Source organism: Nostoc sp., from assembly GCF_036916975.1.
Taxonomy (GTDB): Bacteria; Cyanobacteriota; Cyanobacteriia; order Cyanobacteriales; family Nostocaceae; genus Nostoc.
The window spans coordinates 1-20759 of sequence record NZ_JBALFF010000085.1 but is presented as its reverse complement, the minus strand read 5'-3'; the positions used below and the strand labels follow the sequence as shown (position 1 = coordinate 20759).

The 20759-nt window shown below is 40.1% G+C and carries 18 protein-coding genes and 1 pseudogene; 6 read left to right on the top strand and 13 right to left on the bottom strand.

Features of this window, described 5'->3' with window-relative positions; genetic code table 11:
* The first annotated feature begins 134 nt into the window (after positions 1 to 134).
* Positions 135 to 1478 carry a replicative DNA helicase gene (gene dnaB, locus V7K73_RS22130; protein ID WP_334883082.1) on the top strand — a complete coding sequence of 448 codons (1344 nt, stop codon included), beginning with the start codon at positions 135 to 137 and terminating at the stop codon, positions 1476 to 1478.
* Between the two features lie 120 nt (positions 1479 to 1598).
* Here dnaB and V7K73_RS22125 read toward each other — a convergent pair whose 3' ends face one another.
* The 6 genes from V7K73_RS22125 to modA form a co-directional block, all read right to left on the bottom strand.
* A complete protein-coding gene (locus V7K73_RS22125) occupies positions 1599 to 2120 on the bottom strand; it encodes an FKBP-type peptidyl-prolyl cis-trans isomerase (RefSeq protein WP_334883080.1) in 522 nt (173 codons plus the stop codon).
* Positions 2121 to 2198: 78 nt separating this feature from the next.
* Positions 2199 to 2522 carry a phasin family protein gene (locus V7K73_RS22120; protein ID WP_334883078.1) on the bottom strand — a complete coding sequence of 108 codons (324 nt, stop codon included), beginning with the start codon at positions 2520 to 2522 and terminating at the stop codon, positions 2199 to 2201.
* A 912-nt stretch (positions 2523 to 3434) separates the two neighbouring features.
* On the bottom strand, positions 3435 to 3845 hold the full coding sequence (locus tag V7K73_RS22115) for a 2TM domain-containing protein (protein ID WP_334883076.1): 411 nt from the start codon (positions 3843 to 3845) through the stop codon (positions 3435 to 3437).
* 268 nt (positions 3846 to 4113) lie between these two features.
* Positions 4114 to 4773: a PEP-CTERM sorting domain-containing protein gene (locus tag V7K73_RS22110; protein ID WP_334883075.1), complete on the bottom strand. Its 660-nt coding sequence runs from the start codon at positions 4771 to 4773 to the stop codon at positions 4114 to 4116.
* 472 nt (positions 4774 to 5245) lie between these two features.
* Positions 5246 to 5827, bottom strand: a complete 582-nt coding sequence (locus tag V7K73_RS22105; RefSeq protein WP_334883073.1) for a DUF642 domain-containing protein — start codon at positions 5825 to 5827, stop codon at positions 5246 to 5248.
* 66 nt (positions 5828 to 5893) lie between these two features.
* Positions 5894 to 6757: a molybdate ABC transporter substrate-binding protein gene (gene modA, locus V7K73_RS22100; protein ID WP_334883071.1), complete on the bottom strand. Its 864-nt coding sequence runs from the start codon at positions 6755 to 6757 to the stop codon at positions 5894 to 5896.
* Positions 6758 to 7589: 832 nt separating this feature from the next.
* Between modA and V7K73_RS22095 the strand changes: the two genes are divergently transcribed.
* Complete coding sequence (locus tag V7K73_RS22095; RefSeq protein ID WP_334883069.1) at positions 7590 to 7991, top strand: fasciclin domain-containing protein; 402 nt, start codon at positions 7590 to 7592, stop codon at positions 7989 to 7991.
* Positions 7992 to 8161: 170 nt separating this feature from the next.
* Here V7K73_RS22095 and sfsA read toward each other — a convergent pair whose 3' ends face one another.
* The gene (gene sfsA / locus V7K73_RS22090) at positions 8162 to 8887 is read right to left on the bottom strand and encodes a DNA/RNA nuclease SfsA (protein WP_334883068.1); all 726 of its coding nucleotides are present in this window, start codon (positions 8885 to 8887) and stop codon (positions 8162 to 8164) included.
* 623 nt (positions 8888 to 9510) lie between these two features.
* On the opposite strand from sfsA, the gene V7K73_RS22085 reads away from it, so the two are divergent.
* The gene (locus V7K73_RS22085; protein ID WP_334883066.1) at positions 9511 to 10179 is read left to right on the top strand and encodes a 2OG-Fe dioxygenase family protein; all 669 of its coding nucleotides are present in this window, start codon (positions 9511 to 9513) and stop codon (positions 10177 to 10179) included.
* Positions 10180 to 10181: 2 nt separating this feature from the next.
* On the opposite strand, the pseudogene V7K73_RS22080 reads toward V7K73_RS22085, so the two are convergent.
* A pseudogene (locus V7K73_RS22080) lies at positions 10182 to 10399 on the bottom strand (DUF711 family protein); the annotation flags it as partial.
* Positions 10400 to 10742: 343 nt separating this feature from the next.
* Between V7K73_RS22080 and V7K73_RS22075 the strand changes: the two are divergent.
* Positions 10743 to 12008, top strand: coding sequence for a tetratricopeptide repeat protein (locus V7K73_RS22075; RefSeq protein ID WP_334883064.1), 1266 nt, complete (start codon positions 10743 to 10745; stop codon positions 12006 to 12008).
* Positions 12009 to 12061: 53 nt separating this feature from the next.
* Here V7K73_RS22075 and V7K73_RS22070 read toward each other — a convergent pair whose 3' ends face one another.
* From V7K73_RS22070 to V7K73_RS22060, 3 genes are all read right to left on the bottom strand, one after another.
* Positions 12062 to 15367 carry a GAF domain-containing protein gene (locus V7K73_RS22070; protein WP_334883062.1) on the bottom strand — a complete coding sequence of 1102 codons (3306 nt, stop codon included), beginning with the start codon at positions 15365 to 15367 and terminating at the stop codon, positions 12062 to 12064.
* Positions 15368 to 15597: 230 nt separating this feature from the next.
* Positions 15598 to 16785 carry a TRC40/GET3/ArsA family transport-energizing ATPase gene (locus V7K73_RS22065; protein WP_334883061.1) on the bottom strand — a complete coding sequence of 396 codons (1188 nt, stop codon included), beginning with the start codon at positions 16783 to 16785 and terminating at the stop codon, positions 15598 to 15600.
* A 398-nt stretch (positions 16786 to 17183) separates the two neighbouring features.
* Positions 17184 to 17561: a hypothetical protein gene (locus V7K73_RS22060; protein ID WP_334883059.1), complete on the bottom strand. Its 378-nt coding sequence runs from the start codon at positions 17559 to 17561 to the stop codon at positions 17184 to 17186.
* A gap of 35 nt (positions 17562 to 17596) precedes the next feature.
* On the opposite strand from V7K73_RS22060, the gene V7K73_RS22055 reads away from it, so the two are divergent.
* Complete coding sequence (locus V7K73_RS22055; protein WP_334883057.1) at positions 17597 to 17878, top strand: hypothetical protein; 282 nt, start codon at positions 17597 to 17599, stop codon at positions 17876 to 17878.
* Positions 17879 to 18056: 178 nt separating this feature from the next.
* On the opposite strand, the gene V7K73_RS22050 is transcribed toward V7K73_RS22055, so the two are convergent.
* Complete coding sequence (locus tag V7K73_RS22050; protein ID WP_334883055.1) at positions 18057 to 18800, bottom strand: peptidoglycan-binding domain-containing protein; 744 nt, start codon at positions 18798 to 18800, stop codon at positions 18057 to 18059.
* A gap of 513 nt (positions 18801 to 19313) precedes the next feature.
* On the opposite strand from V7K73_RS22050, the gene V7K73_RS22045 reads away from it, so the two are divergent.
* Complete coding sequence (locus V7K73_RS22045) at positions 19314 to 19850, top strand: Uma2 family endonuclease (protein ID WP_334883054.1); 537 nt, start codon at positions 19314 to 19316, stop codon at positions 19848 to 19850.
* A gap of 181 nt (positions 19851 to 20031) precedes the next feature.
* Here the strand turns inward: V7K73_RS22045 and V7K73_RS22040 are convergent, their stop codons facing one another.
* Complete coding sequence (locus tag V7K73_RS22040) at positions 20032 to 20592, bottom strand: 2'-5' RNA ligase family protein (protein WP_334883052.1); 561 nt, start codon at positions 20590 to 20592, stop codon at positions 20032 to 20034.
* Positions 20593 to 20759: the final 167 nt, after the last annotated feature.

The window sequence follows — 20759 nt, the reverse complement described above, 5'->3', positions numbered from 1 at the left end:
CCTAACTCCTAACTCCTAACTCCTAACTCCTAACTCCTAACTCCTAACTCCTAACTCCTAACTCCTAACTCCTAACTCCTAACTCCTAACTCCCATACTCCCGACTAGCTTTCATTTCAAAACTAAAATCGTTTATGGCTGAAGCACTGAGTTTTCAAGGCGATGGTAGCGATCGCCTCCCACCACAAAATATTGAGGCCGAAGAAGCGATTTTGGGGGGTATTTTACTAGATCCAGAAGCGATTAGTCGAGTTAGCGATCGCCTCCTTCCAGAAGCTTTTTACATTAGCGCTCACAAAGATATTTATCAAGCAGCTGTGAGGCTCCAGCAATCAGGTAAACCCACAGATTTGCTCTCAGTCACAAGTTGGCTGACTGACCATGATCTTCTTGCCCGGATTGGTGGTAGAAATAAATTAGCAACTCTGGTAGACCGCACAGTGTCAGCCGTCAACATCGACGGTTTAGCCTCTTTGGTGATGGACAAATACCTGCGGCGGCGCTTAATTAAAGCTGGTAATGAAATTGTACATCTTGGTTACGAAACAGAAACCGAATTACCTATTGTTTTAGATCAGGCAGAACAGAAAGTTTTTGGCGTTACTCAAGAGCGTCCCCAATCGGGTTTAGTTCACATTTCTGATACTCTAATTAATAATTTCCAGGATATTGAGGATCGAAATCAAGGCATCGCCTTACCTGGTATTCCCTGCGGATTTTACGATTTAGATGCCATGACTAGCGGCTTTCAGCGTTCTGATTTGATTATTGTCGCGGGCCGCCCATCAATGGGAAAAACAGCATTTTGCTTAAACCTTGCTCATAATATCGCCGCTTCTTATAAATTACCAGTTGCTGTCTTCAGCTTGGAAATGTCCAAAGAACAATTGACGCAACGTTTATTAGCACAAGAGGCGCAAATTGAAAGTACTTATCTGCGAACTGGCCGCCTCAGCCAAACACAATGGGAACCTTTAAGTCGTGCTATTGGTATCCTCTCGGAGATGCCAATTTATATTGACGACACGCCGAATATTACAGTTACACAAATGCGTAGTCAGGCAAGAAGACTGCAAGCGGATTCGGGAACTGAATTAGGATTAATTGTAATAGATTACTTGCAATTGATGGAAGGAGCCGGTGATAATCGCGTACAAGAATTGTCAAAAATTACACGTCAACTCAAAGGTTTAGCGCGGGAATTATCTGTACCAGTTATTGCTCTATCTCAGTTGAGTCGAGGGGTGGAAGCACGCACTAACAAACGCCCAATGTTATCTGATTTGAGAGAATCCGGTTCGATCGAACAGGACGCGGATTTAGTAATAATGTTATACCGCGACGAGTACTACTCTCCTGATACTCCCGATCGCGGCATTGCAGAAGTAATTATAGCTAAACATCGCAACGGGCCAACAGGTACTGCGAAACTTTTATTTAATCCACAGTTTACAAAGTTTCAAAATTACAAACCTTAAAAATTTAGCTAGATAATAATTATTGAATTAGGGACTGGGGACTAGGGAAAGGAGAGCAGAGGAGAGAATTCCTAACTCCTAACTTTTAACTCCTAACTCAGCACCCCAATGCCTTAGTTTCTACTTAACTCCGAGCAATTCCACATCAAATAGCAGAGTGGCGTTAGGCGGAATGACACCACCAGCACCACGAGCGCCATAACCTAACTCTGGGGGGATGATTAACTGACGACGACCGCCTACTTTCATGGTGCTAAGTCCTTCGTCCCAACCTTTGATTACCTGTCCAACGCCAATTTTAAAGCTGAAGGGTTGGCCGCGATCGCGTGAACTATCAAACTTAGTACCATCTTCTAAAGTACCGACATAATGAACTTCAACCGTTTGTCCAGATTGAGGAGTCGCCCCAGTCCCCTCTTTTAACTCGACATACTTTAATCCAGAGGGGGTAGTTACGGCATTAGCATCAGGCATAGGATTGTTCGCAATTAGAGGATTATTTTCAGTTACAGTTGTGGGCGCTGGCGGCGTTTGAGTTAACTCGGCAGCAATGGCAGTCTTCTGTTTACTGCCTACTTGCCCTACAGCCAAAAGTACAACACACATCAGCATGAACGCCACGCTGAGGAAAATTGGTTTCAAAATCAGTTCTCCTTACTTAGGTATCCTGGCAAAAACATTACCAACAGGACACAATTAGTTTAAATCAGAAAAGACATCTTAACGCCAAAGCTTATTTTCTAAATCCCGCAATTGACGCTCTAAACGGTCAATTCTACCGCGCAGTTCGTCCACTTCCGACTGGCGAGCTACCCCCAAATCTTGCATCATATTTCGCATTTGCCGTTGCATTTGGACATCCAGGTTTCCCTGCTCCGCCTTTAACTGCTGGGCAATATCATCTATAACTGCCTTGGCTTGCTCAGGATTGAGCTTACCGTCTTTAACTAAATCATCGCTGACTTGGCGCAGTTTTTCTGCTACTAAAGACGTTGTGCCAAGACCCACCATCATAAGCTGTTGCAACCAGTTGTTGCTGTCCATACTCCCTTCCTCTTAACTTATTTCAAACCAGCCGATCCTTGCTCCTGAGTATAAGCAATCAAGCTATGCTAAAAGCGTGGTTATTCTAGCCTACATCTCTATTTTGGCAAATTAGCAAACACAGAGATCGCAGGGTGTGCTTATAGAACAACTCAAGTTTAAAGTTGCCCTGCATTTAAGCGAAAATTTTATCCAGAAGGACGCACAAATTTGGATAATAGCCCTGGCTGAATATCCTAAATTTCTCGCTAAAGAGGTTTAAATCAGCCTCAATGACCACACAGAACTTATCCTCATCATTTGTTGGGCAACACTGGAGCAGTGGAAAGCCTTAGCCCAAGGAGATTTGCCCAATAGTGAAGATAAATTCATCCAAGCACTGAGAGAATCTTATCCAATAGTGGAGTCAGCAAACTATCAAGTACGGAAATTTCCCCATTTATAGGTGAAAAATTACTCTCAACTCGTAAAAAAGGGGCTTAACAATAGACAAACTTCTGCCACCATGATTAGTGAAGCGATCGCCCCAAAAAATTATCGGAATCTTAGGGCTTACGCTTTCAAGGCAGTGAAAGCCTTAATTTTCCGTAGGGGCAATTCATGAATTGCCCTACATTTCGTACTAAATGCGTAAGTATTAGAATCTAACTTAATTATTTCACGGCAATTCAAGTCATTGGTCATTAGTCATTAATACCAATGACTAAATCGGCGGAAATCCCGCCGATTCTATTTGAGCTTTGCGAAGTATACTGAGAACCAAAACTTGATTTGGCAAGCTTTCAGTCAGCTTGGCTTTTCAAAAATCAAATCGGATTCAGATTATAAAATGAGTTAGAGGTTAGATAAATCCATTGCTTTTAAAACTTAAAGCATCTTCTTGGCATCTCCATTCTTCAAAGTAGGGAGGAGTTAAATTTTTGCACGCCAATTCTGAAAGGCTATCTCGTAATCCTCTGATTTACTCTGATAAACACTCCACCAATGAAAAAATAGTCCTAACCCCCATCCTAATAGGGGAAAGATAGCCCAAAAATAACTAGGACTAGTTATTAAATTCAAAATAATCAGAAATAAATTCACTGCTATGAAGCTAACCAAGTGTGCTCTAAAGCTTCTGCGTCGGAAAGTATTAAATGTGCGTCGCAAACGTTCCTCTTCTTCTTGAGCTAACCACTTTTTTTCAGTTTTTTCCAAAATATCAGAAGAGATGCCTAACTCAGATGCCATTTCTATAAGCTGTTCTCGTGAAAATCCACCTTCCTGTTTACGAGCAAGTGCTATTTGAAGGATTTTTTGTACATCTTCGGAATCGTAAGTCATTTTAATTACCTTATAAGTTTGTGTGTAAATGCGCCTTTGATTTCACAAGGTTTTCGATAGGTTTCGTTCAATTCAGTTAGCGAAAACCTCTACATTTTGCACCCATACTTAGTTAAATCTACACCCTGATTATTTTCTCACAATCAATTTATAGCTACTGTATTTGTCAATACCTCTATATCGCTTTTATGAAGATACCGTAACAGCGATCGCTATTACGGTATTAAGCCAAACATTATGTAAAAGTTGAATCCTAGTCCATCTCTTTCTAGCTAATTGCCTTCTTTTTCTTCAGCCAAATTCCTATAGACACAGCAACTACTACCCCTCCAATAGTCGATGGCTCAGGCACAGATTTTACACTCACATCATCCAAGTATAAAAAACCATAGCTAGCTCTACCACCCAACTTTAATTCTGTAGAAGATTTTGTCGCCAAAAAATTCAAGTCATATTGTGTGAAGGGAACTCCAGCAATATTTATAGTATTTATTTTATCAAAAACTTTATTTCCATCGACAAATGCCTGAAATATGTTATTAACTTGACTGCTATCTTCGTCTGTTCCTAAAAAGAAACTGAGATTATAGTTATTACCGATAGTTGTAGCCAAATTCTGGGATATGTAAGCAGGATTTAAAAATGAACCAATCGATAAACCTTGATTACCATTATCATGCTGAGGAAAATTGTTAATTCTAATCCCTGATGCATCCATCGAATCGCCAGATTTAATCCAGTCTGTAACATTAGCATTTGTAAGGTTGGGATTGTTAGGATCTACGAGAGGGTCGAGTTCAAAGCTTCCGTTTTTAACAAGTTCTGCCGCTTGTGCTGCTGTATTATAAGTATTGGTAATCACAGTAGTGCTAATTAAGGTAGTAATAACACTAAAAACAATAATTGAGAGTTTTTTAGTTAACTTCATGAAACTTGACTCCAAATAATTAAAAATTCCGACAATTAAAACAAGTTGATAGTTACATTTATGCTGGCTCTAAATACTTGTCACTAAAACTTATTGAGACAGACATTGTTTGGTTTTTTACTACTTTGTCAAGCTAGTTTTAAAAGTTTGTAGTAAGCACTAAAGTGCTTATCAAACAAGGGTTTTAGTCTTTACCCAACGGGTTCGTTAGTCGCTCATGGGGGAAACCCCCAAGACCGCGCTAACTCACTACGAAATTGCTTAACTATCAATTTAAACTTGAGAGACTTCTACCGATGGTTTATTCATCACCGTCATCTAGGGACTTCTGAATAAAGAAACATCCCAGATTTTCTTGCGGGATGAGTATCCCCACCTGTCCCAGATTTAGGGCAACCGAGATGCCCACCCCACAAGATGGATAATTTATTTCTTGGAAATCTCCTACTTCTGAATCTCCATAATTTTCTCCTTAATGTTCAGGTGTAGCTTTCACACTCACATCATCCAAATATAAAAACGCATACTTAGCTTTGGAACCAAACTTTATCTGTGTGGATCTTCCTTTTGCTATAAAAGGTAACGTGTATTGTGTGTAAGCTTGAAAAGAAATATTATTTTTAACATCAACCTTCTTTCCGCTGATAAAAACCTTAAATTTATTATTCAGGTCAGGTGCTTCCTCTGTTGATGCTAAATAGTAAGTAAGTTGGTAGTGTTTACCAGGAACTGTAGGGATGGTTTGTGATATGTAGCTAATCCCTGAAAATCCACCAAGTGATAAACCTTGATTACCAGTATTAGGAAAGTTACTAATTCTAATACCTGATGTATCTATCGGATCGCCAGATTTAGTCCATCCGATAATATTAGGATTTGGAGTCTTGGGATTATTAGGATCTACAAGAGAATCGTTTTCAAATCCCCCGTTGATAATTAGCTCTTGTCCTTGCGCTTGTGCTAGCGATTTATAAGTATTGGTAATCACAGCAGTATGAAGCAAGGCGGTGGTCAAACTACAAACAATAATTGAGAGTTTTTTAGTGAACTTCACGAAACATTACTCCAAATAGTTCAAAATTCACGACAACGAGTACTTAATTGATTTATTTTGTGGTGATTAAGGCAGGGCAAAGCCATAATTATTTTTGAAGATAGCCTGGGCTGTAGTACCACTTAAGTAGCTAGAAAAACTCTGTGCCGCCGAGAGAACTGTAGTTCTGGTGAGGATACTTAGCGGGTAGACAATCGGATTGCTCTCTGATGGTAAGGCGGTTTCTACGACTTTTACCTTGTTAGAAATGAGAGCATCAGTTTTATAAACAAAACCTGCATCAATAGTTTTATTTACACCGTTAACTTGAAGAGTTTTATTCTCAACAGCAGTTAACACGGTACGCACATTACTAGCACGGTATAATTTAAAACTTGTGGTAGTAAAAAGACCTCGCGTAGTGAGAACTTGTTTGGCATAATTTCCTGCTGGCACAACTGGAGGAGTACCTGTGTAGTCACCTATAGCAATGCCAGTAATGTTGGCGTTGGTCAAACCATTGATACTAGTGAGATCAGCACTACCAGCACTAACAGGAGGTGTCGTAGGTTTAATCAAAACTAGACTGTTTTTAACAACATTTTTACGGCTACCTGCTACCAATTTACTTGGGCTTGAATTCTGTAAGACATTTATTTGGTCGTTGGCAGCAGAAATGAAAATATCTGCTGGTGCTCCTGCTTGTATTTGGCTTAACAAGGTACCAGAAGCACCAAATGTATAAATAACATTGACGCTTGGGTTAGCATTTTGGTACTGAGTCTTGATAGCATTCAGCGCGTTTGTTAAGCTGACAGCCGCATATACGTTAAGTGTGGTTACAGATTGGGCTGGTGATAAATTGACAAACTGCCAACCTATTACTAGCATCATGCTGGTAACTGCCGTAGCAATCCAACCAATAAGTCTTCTTCTGTTCATAAAAGTCATAGTTTGGAGAAATTATTACCTGAAAGTCTCGTTGTTGACATACCTGACTTACGCACAGGCAACCGAAAAATCAACTACACAGATGGCAGAGGATATGTATGGATAAATTGGGAGTTAGAGAGGGTTTTTGCGTAAGTCCTACGCATAATAAATTCAGGGCTTACGCTTTCAAGGCAGTGAAAACCCTGATTTCCCGTAGGGGCAATTCATGAATTGCCCCTACATGTAGTACCTAATGCGTAAGTCCTAAAATTTTGCAAATAAACAGCCAATCACAATTAATGCAAGCATTAGCGTAGATAGTCCGTTTATTCTTTCCAAGTAGAATTACACAAACAGCAAGTGAAATGTATTTAGTGATGAAATAATATCAGTTAAATCTGCATAATACCAACATTTTTGGTTATCAAATCCTGACAATGAGCTATACCAAGCGCATCTAAATTCTTTAAAAGCTCCAGGCTCTTTGTATGGCAAAGGTTTTACTATAAAATCACCATTAGTTCCTAAAATAGCTAAAACCCTATTTATACCAACTAAATACTTTTATCTATCAATTTAACTGACTTTTTTGGTAAAGTGAATGCAATGTTGATACTAGTGAACAGCGATCGCTGCTACCGTTGTATAGAAAAAGAGGCGATGCATCCAGGAGCGCCCATAACTCATCCGCCCAGACAATGTATATATGATTCTCTACTTGTATAAAAATATAGAGAATTTATTATGGTATCAATAAATAATTTTATTTTACATACGTCTAACGATAGATAGATTTTATGAAATAAATAGTTTAGATTTGTAACAAGTTACACAGAACTAGGTAAAGCACATGGCCAATATAGTTGACACCGCCACTAATAATGGCTCTTTCACAACATTAGTTGCAGCAATCCAAGCAGCTGGTCTAGTAGATACACTGAAAGGCCCAGGGCCATTTACCGTCTTCGCACCTACTGATGAAGCATTTAAGAAGCTTCCAGCAGGTACAGTAGACGCATTACTCAAAGATATTCCTAAGCTCAAGAAAATCTTGACCTATCATGTAGTCTCAGGAAAAGTACTAGCTGCTGATGTAGTTAAGCTGAAGACAGCTAAAACAGTTGAAGGTTCAGATGTAAAAATTGACGCTTCTAATGGCGTTAAAATCAATGATGCAACTGTTGCAACAGCAGATGTTGCTGCTGATAACGGTGTCATCCACGTAATTGACACAGTTTTGATTCCTGCATAAGCAAACCTCAGAATAGCTAATGCTATTTCTGGGGCGGCGACTATCTGTAGTCGTTTCTCAATTACAGTCTGGTTGAATGTTTTTTAGCAAACATCAACTACCAATAAATCCATCTAGATACTGTCTAGATGGATTTATTGTTTTATGTGTTTAGATTTAATTAGGTGTAATCAAATTTTTAGTTTCGCCAAACCTAAATAACGGATACCTTCGGGGGAAATATCAAAACGGCAAGGTAAGACTTCTAAACCAAGAGCGATCGCATCTCGCAATAATTTACCATATACAGGATCTGTGCGATCGCCAGGGGAGAACTCTGTACAATCACCGCGATTGATAAAGTAAAGCATCACCGCACGAGTTAGAGGTAGCAATGCCATTAGTTCTCGCAAATGCTTTTGTCCTCTTGTAGTCTCCGTGTCAGGAAATAGGGCTAGTCTCCCATCAGACAAAGTTGTATTTTTCACTTCTAAATAAATCGGGCGTTCCTCATCACTCCCCGTCAAGAAAAAATCCACTCGACTTTTTTTATCTAACCCATAAACCACCTCGCCCTTAATTTGGCTATAGCCCCCCAATTCTAGAAAAAGATGTTTCGCCAAAGCTAGCTTTACCACCCGATTGGGCAAAAAAGTATTTATGCCTACCCAAGTCGGCTCGTTGTCATATACCTGAATTAGTTCTAAAGTGTAAGCCAATTTGCGGTTAAGATTATCACTTTTGGAAAGCTGTACAGCACTTTGAGGAGTTGATACTCCAGTCATTGGCCCTGTATTTGGACAGTGTGCTGTGACTATTTCGCCAGAAGTAAGTTGAACGTCAGCAAAAAACCGCTTGTAGCGTTTTAGCAGAATACCTGAATATAAAGGTGGGTAACGGTAAAGCCAATCTATCATTATGGGGACTTCCAAATAAAAAAATGTTCCAAAACTGACGTAAAAACTCTCTCTATTTCTCCTCTCTCTGTGTTCTCTATTTCTCCTCTCTCTGTGTTGCGCCAGTCGCTACAACGGGGGGAACCCCCGCAACGCGCTGGCTTCTCTGTGTCTGGAGTGGTTCGTTTATTTGAATAATTTATTTCTTGGAAGTCCCATGAAACCTTATTGCTGGTAGTAAATATACCTCGATTCCTTACCCACCTACCTCTTAAGAGCAAATCTTTTCAGCAAATACTCCGCCCCATAACAGAAACTGAGTAACTGATATCTTGCAGCATTATCGATTACCACCATCGCCCGCCGACAAATAAATTTATCGGCTGATAGCTAAAGTCCACGCTTAGTAGACTAAAACCCTTGTTCAGTCTTCAATAGATAGACTTTAGCTATAAGAGAGGTGAATTCATTCTGAGGCGGTTGTTGAGACTGGTGCAAGATTTCAGGTAATTTTCTATATCACAGAATGTCAGTTTTTGTAGTTATCTTTACAACATGTTAATAAAAAGTAGCATATACTAGTTGTTATAAGCCTCCCATAAAGAAAAATCGGGAGAATTTTAAGATGCAAGGAGGTAAATCCTATGCAAAAAGTGGATACAGCAACGGAATTAGAATATGCTTTTCTATTTACTTTAAGAAAGGTAAATTCGATAAACCTAGAAGGTTTCAAGCCATTTTTTAGTAATATGCCGATTGACCCTTATATCAAAGGCAACTATCGTCAGAGAAGATTATCTCGGTTCACAGTCTCTGGAAATGAGTTAATTAAATTGCCTCATGGCTACTTCTTTCAAAGTAAAGAGTATAATCCATTAGCGGGCGACATAAAAAGAGAGTTTGCAGAATTAGATGATGCGCTGATAAAACTTGATAGTTTTAGAAATCTTGTCTTGGCATTTAGTGATTCTTGTAAACTTCATCCTGAAGCTGAAATTGGAGTTCATCAAATTAGAACTATTTGCTCTCCAGATAATTTGGGTAATCCAGCGCCTGAAGGCATCCATCGAGATGGTACTGATTTTATTGGGATATTCTCAGTAGATAGGGAGAACATTCAAGGTGGAGAAACACATTTATATACTGCCAAAAGAGAAAAACCTGTGTTTAGCAAAGTTCTAAATCCCGGAGAACTTTTATTGGTAAACGATCATGATTTTTTCCACTTTACCACTCCTATCAAACCACAGACTGACGCTCAAGGAAGTAGGGATGTTTTTGTACTGACTTCTCCTAGTTTACTTTCAGGATAATTCTAGTTAACTGTAAATATTTTACAATTTACGAGATATGGGGAATTGAATGTAGTCATTTCCCCAGCTTTTTTATTTGGAATTGGAAATAATCGTGCTGATAGTGGTTTATCTAATGTGATGGCTCAAATTGCCATATCAATTAATAAAGCTGCAATTTTTTCTATATATCAGCTGGTATCGGAACTGTATCCAGTCCACAGCCACAAACTCTTAAATAGAATTAGGACTTATAGCAATTCTGTATGAAGATGCGCTAAACCATTTTTTAGTACAAGAAAGAAAAACGAACCGCAAAGTCCGCAAAGAACACAAAGAAAGAAGAAGTTCAAAGGGTTTGGCGCAGCCTCACAAAGAAATGGTATTAGTCGTGTTAGCTAATGCGACATCTTCACAAACCGGAAGTATAAATCCAGAGTAACCACAGATTATTATTGATACATTTTTCAATACAGGAGAAGCAAAGGCACACTTAATACTTAAAATATTAAAGGTAGTGTATAGGTGAGACTACGAAACAAGGGTGCTGGAATTCAATTAACTGAATCAACCAAACAAACGCCATGAATGACGAATTGTACAATAAAGGATTGGAAAAGGCTAGGCGAAAAGACTACGCTGGAGCAATTGAAGAATTTAACCATGCTTTACAACTGACACCTTACTTTACCGAAGCTTACTTGCAACGGGGTTTGGCATATTATGATTCAGGAGCAATCCTTAAGGCTGTTTCAGATTATACCGAAGCCCTGAAGCTGAATCCTGAGAGTGTAGAGGCATATTATTGTCGTGGATTGGCTAGGGTGGCACTGAAAAATTTACCAGGGGCGCTAGATGATGTTGACCGCGCTATACGTTTGAATCTCAATTATGCTCCTGCTTATAATCTGCGGGGGATAGTGCGGCGCAAACAGGGTTATATTCAAGATGCGATCGCTAGCTTTAAAAAAGCTGCTGGGTTATATCTAGAACAACAGGATAAAGACAATTGTCGTCTGTGTCTGGAACAAATTAAACAGCTACAACCCCAAGAATTACCTGTTGTAGAGCAATCACGTTCTCCAAATGCGCCTATATCCACAAACGAATATTTTACGCAATTATTAGAAAAGGCTGAAAAGGGAAATACGCAAGAGGCACTCGCCGATTTAAACTGGGTATTAAAAGCCGATCCACAAGATGCCCAAGCTTACTGCTGTCGTGGGGTTGTGCGTTGCAAAATGGGGAATTATCGAGAAGCGATCGCAGATTTTAATCAAGCATTGCGATTAAATTTTCAAGATGCGATTGTCTATCGCAACCGAGGTAAAGCGCGTTCTATATTGGGCGATCATCAAGGTGCGATCGCAGACCTCAACCAAGCGCTCCAGATGCAACCTAAAGATCCCTTAGTATATATTGCCAGAGGTAATGCCTATCGGACAATGGGTAATTATCTCGGTGCAATTCAAGACTACACCCAAGCGCTGCAAATAAACAAGAATGATGCTCAAGCTTACTACAATCGCGGCATTGCCTATACTTGCATAGAAGAAATGCAAAATTCCCTGGAAGATTATCAACGGGCGGCGAGTATTTTTTGCGAACAAGAAGACTGGGGAAATTATCAACAAGTCTTAAGTAGTTTAGAAAAAATTCAACAATTTATTCCAGAGTCAAAAAAGCAAAAATATAACCTACTACGTCAGCGACTTTTGCGAATGGTTGGCGGATATTGGGAAATTGCCGAAAGATTAATTCAGCAGAAGCAAGATTATCATCCGGGAATGTCAAACGACTGGTATTTGCAAAAAGTGATTGATGACTTAGAACGCGATCGCAGTAGATAATATCATGTCCGCCAAATTACCCATCATAAAAGAACCCCATTCCCCACTCCCTACTATTTTATAATTTGTTTAATCGGAATTTCAATCCAAAATTCTGTACCTAACCCCGGCACAGAATCACATTTAAACACACCACCGTGTTTATCTACGACAATCTGATAACTTATTGATAACCCCAAACCAGTGCCTTTCCCCACTGGCTTAGTAGTGAAAAATGGATCGCAGATTCTTGCTTTTAGGGTTTCGGGTATTCCTGGTCCATTGTCTAGAATGCGAATTACTACGCTCTTAATATTGCCTTCCAGCTTTCCAAGAGCAGTACTAATAGTAATTTGACTGGTATCAGGTTTTGATTGAGATTCCCTGTAATCTTCTAAAGCATCAATCGCATTACTTATAACATTCATAAATACCTGATTTAGTGGGCCAGCATAGCACTCTACTAAGGGAAGGTTGCTGTACTCTTTGACTAATTTAATCGCCGGACTTTCTGGTTTTGCTTTTAAGCGATGCTGTAAAATTAGCAAAGTGCTATCAATGCCCTCGTGAATATTAACTGGCTTCATTTCTGCCTGGTCAAGGCGAGAGAAATTCCGTAAACTCAAGACAATTTGCCGGATGCGATCGATTCCAATTTTCATCGAAGATAAAGTTTTGGGCAAATCTTCGATCAGAAATTCTAAGTCTATCTCGAAGGCGCGATCGCGTATCTCAGGACTGGTATTAGGAGTATTTTGCAAATAGAGGTCTAATATACTGAGTAAATCTTCGGTGTAATCGTTGACATGATTGATGTTGCCATAAATGAAGTTCACCGGGTTATTAATTTCGTGAGCAATACCAGCTACTAGTTGACCGAGTGAGGACATTTTTTCAGTTTGGATCAGTTGGGTTTGAGTTTGCTTTAAATCATGCAGAGCTTGAGTCAACTTTTGGGTCTGCTCTTTGGTTTGATTATGCAATTGCGCTTGTTGAAGTGCAACCCCAAGCTGATTGGCAATTTGAGTGATGAACTTAATTTCTGAAGCTTCCCAATGGCGCGGTGCAGAGTTCTGGTAAGCTGCTAGTAAGCCCCATAGCTGTTGCCCGATAAATATGGGTGCGATCGCATAAGCCCTCGCCTGAATTTCCTCTAGAACCGCAATATGGCACTCAGAGTGACCCGCTTGATAGATGTCATCAACTGCAAAGGTTTGATTATGACGATATCGCCCACCTTGGGTTTCCTGCAAATAGCTATCTTGCCAAACTGTATTAGTATCAGGGCTTACTAACTTTACCCAGCCATCAACCACAAACTCGGCGATATATTCACCACTCCAATCAGCCTGAAAGCGGAAGACTGCAACTCGATCCGCTTGTAGTGATTTACAGATTTCTTGGGTAGTTGTCTGAAAAATTGCATCTAGATCGAGAGATTCCCTTACTTTGGCAACAACTTCAAACAATACCCGTTGTTGTTCTGCTGCTTGTTGCAAAATTAACGTCTGTTGTCGTGTCTGAGTGAGTAAATCAGCTTGCTGGATTGCTACGCCCATTTGAGCCGCAATTTGACTGATAAAGTTAACTTCAGAGGCTTTCCATTGCCGAGGCCCAGTATGTTGATAACTTGCTAACAAACCCCAAAGTTTTTGCCCAACAAAAATCGGAGCAAGCACAAAAGCGTAAATTTGAAACTGTTCTAAATTGTCGATATGACACTGAGCAAACCCCATCTTGTAGATGTCATCGACTGCAAATGTTTCATTGTTGCGATAACGTCCTCCCTCTGTATCTTGTAAGTAGGTATCATTCCAAACTGTATTAACACCTAGTTCAGACTCATTCGACCAGTAGGGACTAGCAGCCTCAAAATCCCCGACAAATTCACCACCCCAATTAGAATCGAAACGATAAACACAAACGCGATCGGCTTTGATTAATTGACAAACTTCTTTAGTAGTTGTTTGAAAAATGGTATCTGTGTCAAGAGATTCTCGAATCTCGGCAATAACTTTAAACACAGCCTGTTCTTGTTCAGATGTCCGTTGTAACTCAACTGTGCGTCTTTTAACTTGTTTTTCTAAATTTTCATTGAAGGTTTGCACTTGTTGGTATAGTTCATATTGCTGAACTGCTGAAGCGAAATGTTTACCCAGGTTTCTAGCCAGTTCAATCTCTTCAACCGTCCATTTTTGAGCTTGTGCTTTTTTAAATTCGCGCCAAGCCTCAAACGATCGCCTGGGGTACAATTGCCTTTGATCGCTGTCATACTGCCCCGCCCATAGGGTTTCTGTATCTACTTCGTTGCGGAAAATACTTAAATACCCCAGCAACTGCTGACGATACAAAAGTGGGATCATTAACATGCTACGAATTTTTGTTGGTTGAAAAGTAGGTTGCAAACTTCGTAAGCCGGGAGTATTATATATATCTAAAATTGCCCAAACATCGTAGTTAGTAGACTTGTGGTGTTCTTGCCAGACACTGTACTGCTCTATTAGTGGATATATAGTTTGTGGCATTACAGGTTGCTGTCCACAGATATAAAGCTTGATACAAGTATTTCCTGGTATCAAGCATTCTGTTAAGCTCATCACCCTGCTATTGTGGGAATCAACAGGTGCATTTCTAATACAAAGCCGTCCACCAACGCCATTAAAGGCAGCAACAGCCGCTTCTAGGGCTGGTTGTAATACAATGGTGGGTAATGAATGTAGTAGGGTAGCAATGCGGTTGACGATCGCTTCCCGTTCCCCTGTTTTGCGGACTTGAGTGAGCAGGGTACTTTGAGCGATCGCTACTGACAGTTGCTCAACTACCATTTGTACTGCTTCTAGGTCATATTCTGAAATCAACTGCCCTTGGGAATTATGAGACACCAGTAGTCCCCAAAGTTGATCTTGATAGAGAATAGGCGCTACTAAAGAGGACTTTACCCCCATTGCCGTTAAATATTCAATATGGCAGGAGTCTACAGGGCGGTAACGGATTTCCTCTGAAATAGTTTCTCCATTATCCAAATCACGCAGATGAATTTGGCCAATCTGTCGAGTATCAACATTGACAAAAGAACACACCCGTGATTTTATAAATAGCTCACGGGCGCTGAGTGGAATATCCTCATACGGGAAATTCAGCCCCAGTAGTGACGGCAAACGATTGTTATAAATTGACTCAGCGATGACCTGACCGCTACCATCGGCATGAAATTTGTAAATCATCACTCGGTCAGTTTTTAGGAGCGATCGCACTTCTGCCGTTGTCACTGTGATAATTTCTTCAAACTCTAAGCTTCGCCGGATACGGTTTGTAATGCGGCGTAGTAAACTTTCTTCATGGCGACATAAAGGCAAATCTTGTTCGGGGTTGGAGGTCATTGCTTATAGCAAAATCAATTAATAATTTGCAAAGTGACATAATTAAATATAAAGTCATTTTGAAATTTATTTAATCAATTTGTCTTCCGTAAAACTACGGGCAAATCATTATAAACTAAAATACCCCAGTTTCACAGAAACAGACGCTAAAAAATTGCGTCTGTATTAGCTACAAGAATACTTTCTTACTTTTTAATTTTCACTTTTTGTCGAACATTACCGTAGCAACATTAAACTTTTATATTGTCAGTAAAGCGAATTTTAAGATAGTCATCTTCCATCTTTGCCCCTCCTGGTTGTAGTGCTGCTAAGGCTTGTGGTAAAACTAAGTTACGACGATGGTTGCCAATCGTAATGTTTAATTCGTCTCCATTTTTGCTCAGTTGAACTTGGTTTTTGGGAATCCCAGGTAAATAAATTTCTAAGCTGTATTGATTTTGCTCTTGTACGACTCTCATAGTCGTTTCTTTGTAATAAACCTGAGTCGGATCTTCATCTTTATAAAGAGTTTCTTTCAGGCGTTCTAAGGCAGCTAAACCGCACATTTCCTCAGAAAATAGTGGAACTTCTTTCACGGGTAAAGGGTGGAAATTATCATGAATTTCCTGGCGATATTGTTCCTGACTTTCCTTCCAACGTTGGAAAAAGGGGTCTTGGACTTCATTTGGAATAATTCGATTAGCCACAATTAAATCTGTTGCAACATTATACAAACTCAGATAAGCATGGGCCCGCAGAGACTCTTTAATCACCATCTTTTCGGGATTTGTTACCAGACGGACTGAGGTTTGAGTATTATCTGTTAATACTTTTTCCAGAGCTTCAATTTGTTCATAAAACTCATAAGGTGCATCCATCACCTCTTTATCTGGTAGCGAAAAACCAGCAATTGGTCTAAAAAAAGGTTCAACCAGAGGGCGAAGTGCTACCGAGATGTTTTGGAATGGTTTGTAAAAACGGCGCATATACCAGCCACCGACTTCAGGTAAACTCAGTAAGCGCAGTGCAGTGCCGGTGGGGGCTGAGTCGATAATTAAAACATCAAACTCACCTTCATCATAATGGCGTTTCATCCTTACCAAGCCAAAAATCTCATCCATGCCTGGTAAAATTGCCAGTTCTTCTGCCTGTATGCCGTCTAAACCCCTTGCTTGTAAAACTTGGGTAATATAACGTTTCACAGCACCCCAGTTTCCTTCCAGTTCTTGCAGCGCATCCAGTTCAGCACCCCAGAGATTTGGGCGAATTGTTTGGGGTGCATGTCCCAGTTCGATGTCAAAACTGTCTGCGAGGGAATGAGCCGGATCTGTACTTAAAACCAATGTCCGATAGCCTAGTTCCGCACAACGCAGTCCAGTTGCAGCAGCAACGGAAGTTTTGCCCACACCGCCTTTCCCGGTCATCAAAATTACACGCATAATGTAGAAGAATAAAGGTTTGTAGCTCTTGTCTCGTTTAGAATGCTCACTTGATGCTCAAACAAGGTACTTTTGGTGAGTTATCAACCAATTTGAGCATTATTCTATACTCAGCGTTCATGCTCAATAAATGCTCAAGATTCGCCATCCCTGTCACCCTAATTCTAGTATCCCTAGTTGTTAAGCAAGTTATTAAATAAATTATTAAACAACTAGGAATTATATCTAAGGTATAGCGGTTCCCATTCAGATGCGGTACAACATTATATCGCCAGGTGTAGGGGCAAGTCTTAGACAAGCCCCGATGTACCTCACATAAACGAGAACCGCTATAAGCACAAAAAAAGGCTTACAGCGATGATGCCGTAAACCAATTGCTTAGGGTCGTAAATTATCCTCTATTCCCCTAGCAGTTCTATCACCTCTTCAAGCTTAAGTTTTGCCTTATATAGGTTGAGCAGTTTTTCCTGTTCCCAACGCTGTGGAGCTTGATATCGCTTACCTTCCATCGTTAACTTGATTAGCGCTGCTTGCTCGTCAGTGGGTGAATTCATCTGATCGAGTGCAACTGCAATATTCTGGTAAGCTTCAAAGGACAATCGTTTTAACCCTCTCCCTTCCTGCATCTGGGTAAGTGCGATTGCAGAAAATGCCATTAAAGATGTAATCCAGCTAGTCTTGTAACCTGCATTCCCAGTAGGCTTTAACCCATATCGCCTGCATAAGTCTCTCAACTCGGCAATGGTTTTAATTTCAAGTTCTGACCGTGTGAACATAAAATAGAGTTACCCATTTTCTGAAAGTGGTATCGGTGGTGAACCATTTTGTAGGTGAGAACACCACCGATTTAAAACTCTATTGTTTGGTAGACATTGAATCAAGCGTTATTTACATCTCTCAACAAATGCCTAACCCAAAAGGTAACCCACAGAATTTTGAGCCAATTAAATCAGACAGAGAAGAACCTTTGGATGGGAAAATTACTATCCGTGTTACCAAGTCAATGGAAAAAGAGGTCAAAACACAAGACAATCCACCACAATTTTGCAGGGATGCTATACAAGAAGCGCTAGACAAAAAAAAGAAGGAGTAGTCTAGCTATCTCCCCCTATAATCCTGAAATTATTTTTTAACTCTAAATTCTGTCCTTATCACTTCTTCTATCACTTCCTTTTCACAGTGAGTATTCTTTGCAATTTGTTCTATACTCACCCCGGATTTGAAGTCATTGCGGCCTTTTTCTGGCTAAGGGGTTGATTTTTACGTTTAGCTTACTTTTTATTCCAGAGATTAATAAATTCTTTATAGATAGCTGGGGTGATCTGACTTTGTAAGTGAGTTAGTGCATCACGATGGTTTTGATTGTTGTCATCATAAAAAGTGAACACATTCGTCAGCTTGACAATCTCAGGGTTTTGATCGTTAGTCCCCCTCCATGTATTAGTAACTTTGTGCAAAACATCTTTGGGGAGATTTTGTTGTAAGTTATTTAGGGCTGCGATGTAAGAAGGATTTTGAGGATTCTTTTGAAATTGAGACAATAAATCTATCAGCTTGAGCTGTGACTGTGGCTGCGACTGCGGCTTGTTTGTGAGAGTAGGTTGCTGTAAAATTTGACGCTGTTCAATAGTGGCAATGCCATTTTCAGTTAAACCCTGAGATTTCTGAAATTTCTTGACTGCTGTATAAGTGGCTGGCCCATAAAAAGGCTTGTCTTTTGGAATTTCAGCATTGGTTGCAAAACCGTGAAACTTCAATCTATTCTGAAGTCCGATAACTGTATCTTCCATTACACTTCGAGTTTGGGCATCAGCGTTACCATTAACCACAAGTTTTTGTGGGTATTGTTTTTGAACCTTTTTAATCGCTTCTTCAGTAGGATCATCTGTCAAAGAGTTGTTATTGCGCTTCCAGGGAGCAAATTTAGTCAGATCCGGGTTAGAGTCTATTTCAGGTGCTAAATATCCCAGACCAATCAATATATGACGGATAACTTCAGGGCTACTAACAGCCATGCTTTTTGGTTCCTTTGCTACTAAATTACTATTTAACAAATGGTGGGGGTTTAAGTCCCCTGCTTCTATCAAGCAGTGCGTTTTGTGTCGGGGTCTAAATCCCCGTCACAAAATGTAATTGCGAATTGCGAATTGCGAATTGCGAATTGTTTTAATGTATCTTGGCTTACAAAAATTATGTAAGTAGAAATAAATAAATCTAACATGTCTTATTTACAAGGCGTTCCAAACTTTAAGCGATGCGTGACCCAAGGTGTAACACTTTGAGACGTTTAGCTTTGATGGGCGATCGCTTCAGGTTGTTCTAAATAGCGATCGCATATATTACATGCCATTATAACGACAATGCTGCAAACAAAATTAGGCAGAAATAACGCCGTAAGATCGTCATTTTGGTAGTTTCAGTAGCGCGATCGCACTTGTAGAATTAGTGGGGGAGCATATATCGCTGAGTATTAAAGTGCGGCAAGAATCTATGCGCTCATAAGTGGTAAAATTTGAGGAAGACTCATTATGAAGTCAGTTGCAAAGACCCCTTTAGCCGAGTTTCTCTCTCAACCCAATATTGAGGCTTCCCCCGCATGGGAGTTAATTAACGGGCAAGCGCTGGAAAAACCAATGCCAACCCTTTTTCACTCGCGGCTACAACGCAATTTAGTAAATTACATAAATCGTCATACCTCGCTGTTTGAAGCCGTGCAAGAACTACGTTGTATTGTACCTCCCTACTCCCCAGTACCAGATATTTCTGTTATGGCTTGCGATCGCCTTGACGATAAAGATGGCCCTTTAGAGGGAGCGCCTGACTGGTTAATTGAAATTCGCTCTCCTGACCAAAGCACCCTAGACTTGCAAAACAAAATTCTCCACTGTCTTAGCAACGGAACGCAATTAGCTTGGCTAATAGATATAACTCGCCAACAGATTTGGGTATGGCTTGGAGATGATCTGCCACTGGTTTATTCCGCAGAAGACATTTTACCAACTTTGGGGGATTTGCCAGAGCTTATGGTTAACGCGGTGATGGCTATGACTCGCAGGCAAAGCTAAAGTCAAAGTCATGTAACCATCCACTTTAAATGTTACTCATTGCTCATACCAATTCTGTATGAAGATGCGCTAAACCATATTTAAGTACAAGAAAGAAAAACGAACCGCAAAGTCCGCAAAGAACACAAAGAAAGAAAGAAAGAAAGAAAGAAAGAAGAAGTTAAGAGGGTTTGGCGCAGCCTCACAAAGAAATGGTATCAGTAGGCAAAAAACCAAACTCCGATGTAATATTCCACCGATTACCATCGTGAAGCAGTAATGTTAATTTGTCGGCAGTAAACTCAAAATGCAACTGACGCTTTTCAAATTCTGGCCAAGCATCTCTAAAGTTTTGCTTTTTTAAATCTCGAAACGCAACCGTTATATGGGGAGCAAAAGGGCGAGTTTGAGAAACCTTGTCAACGATTCCCAAGTTGCTTTCTGCATAAGCCATTAAATCAGCTTGCAAAGTCAAAAGTTCTTGACTTATGACTACATTAATGTATATGACACGAGGCACAAAGGCATCAAACCCTTTAAGTGTAATTGCTAGTGGCTGTTGTCTACTAGCAAATTCCTTTAAGGATGCTTCTAGCACTGTCTTGTTATCATCTGCCCATTCAAAAGGCGGTTGCAAGGTAATATGAGGCGGAGACTTTAGCGCCGCACTACTATCATAGCGATCGGCGAAGTACTGCTTAATCTGGTTGGCGTAGTCTTGAATGTCTTGTGGTGGTAGAAGGGCGACAAAAAAACGGCTCATTTAGTTTATCTCCAAATTACAAGCAATTGCCAATCAACACATAGGCAGACCAAAAGCTTGGTGCTTTGTACTTAAGTAAGTGGGCGCAAATAATCATCATTGGCTCGTAGTTGCGCTTTAGCGCTAAAGCGCAACTACGAGCCAAATACAGAGATTTTACTTTTCGT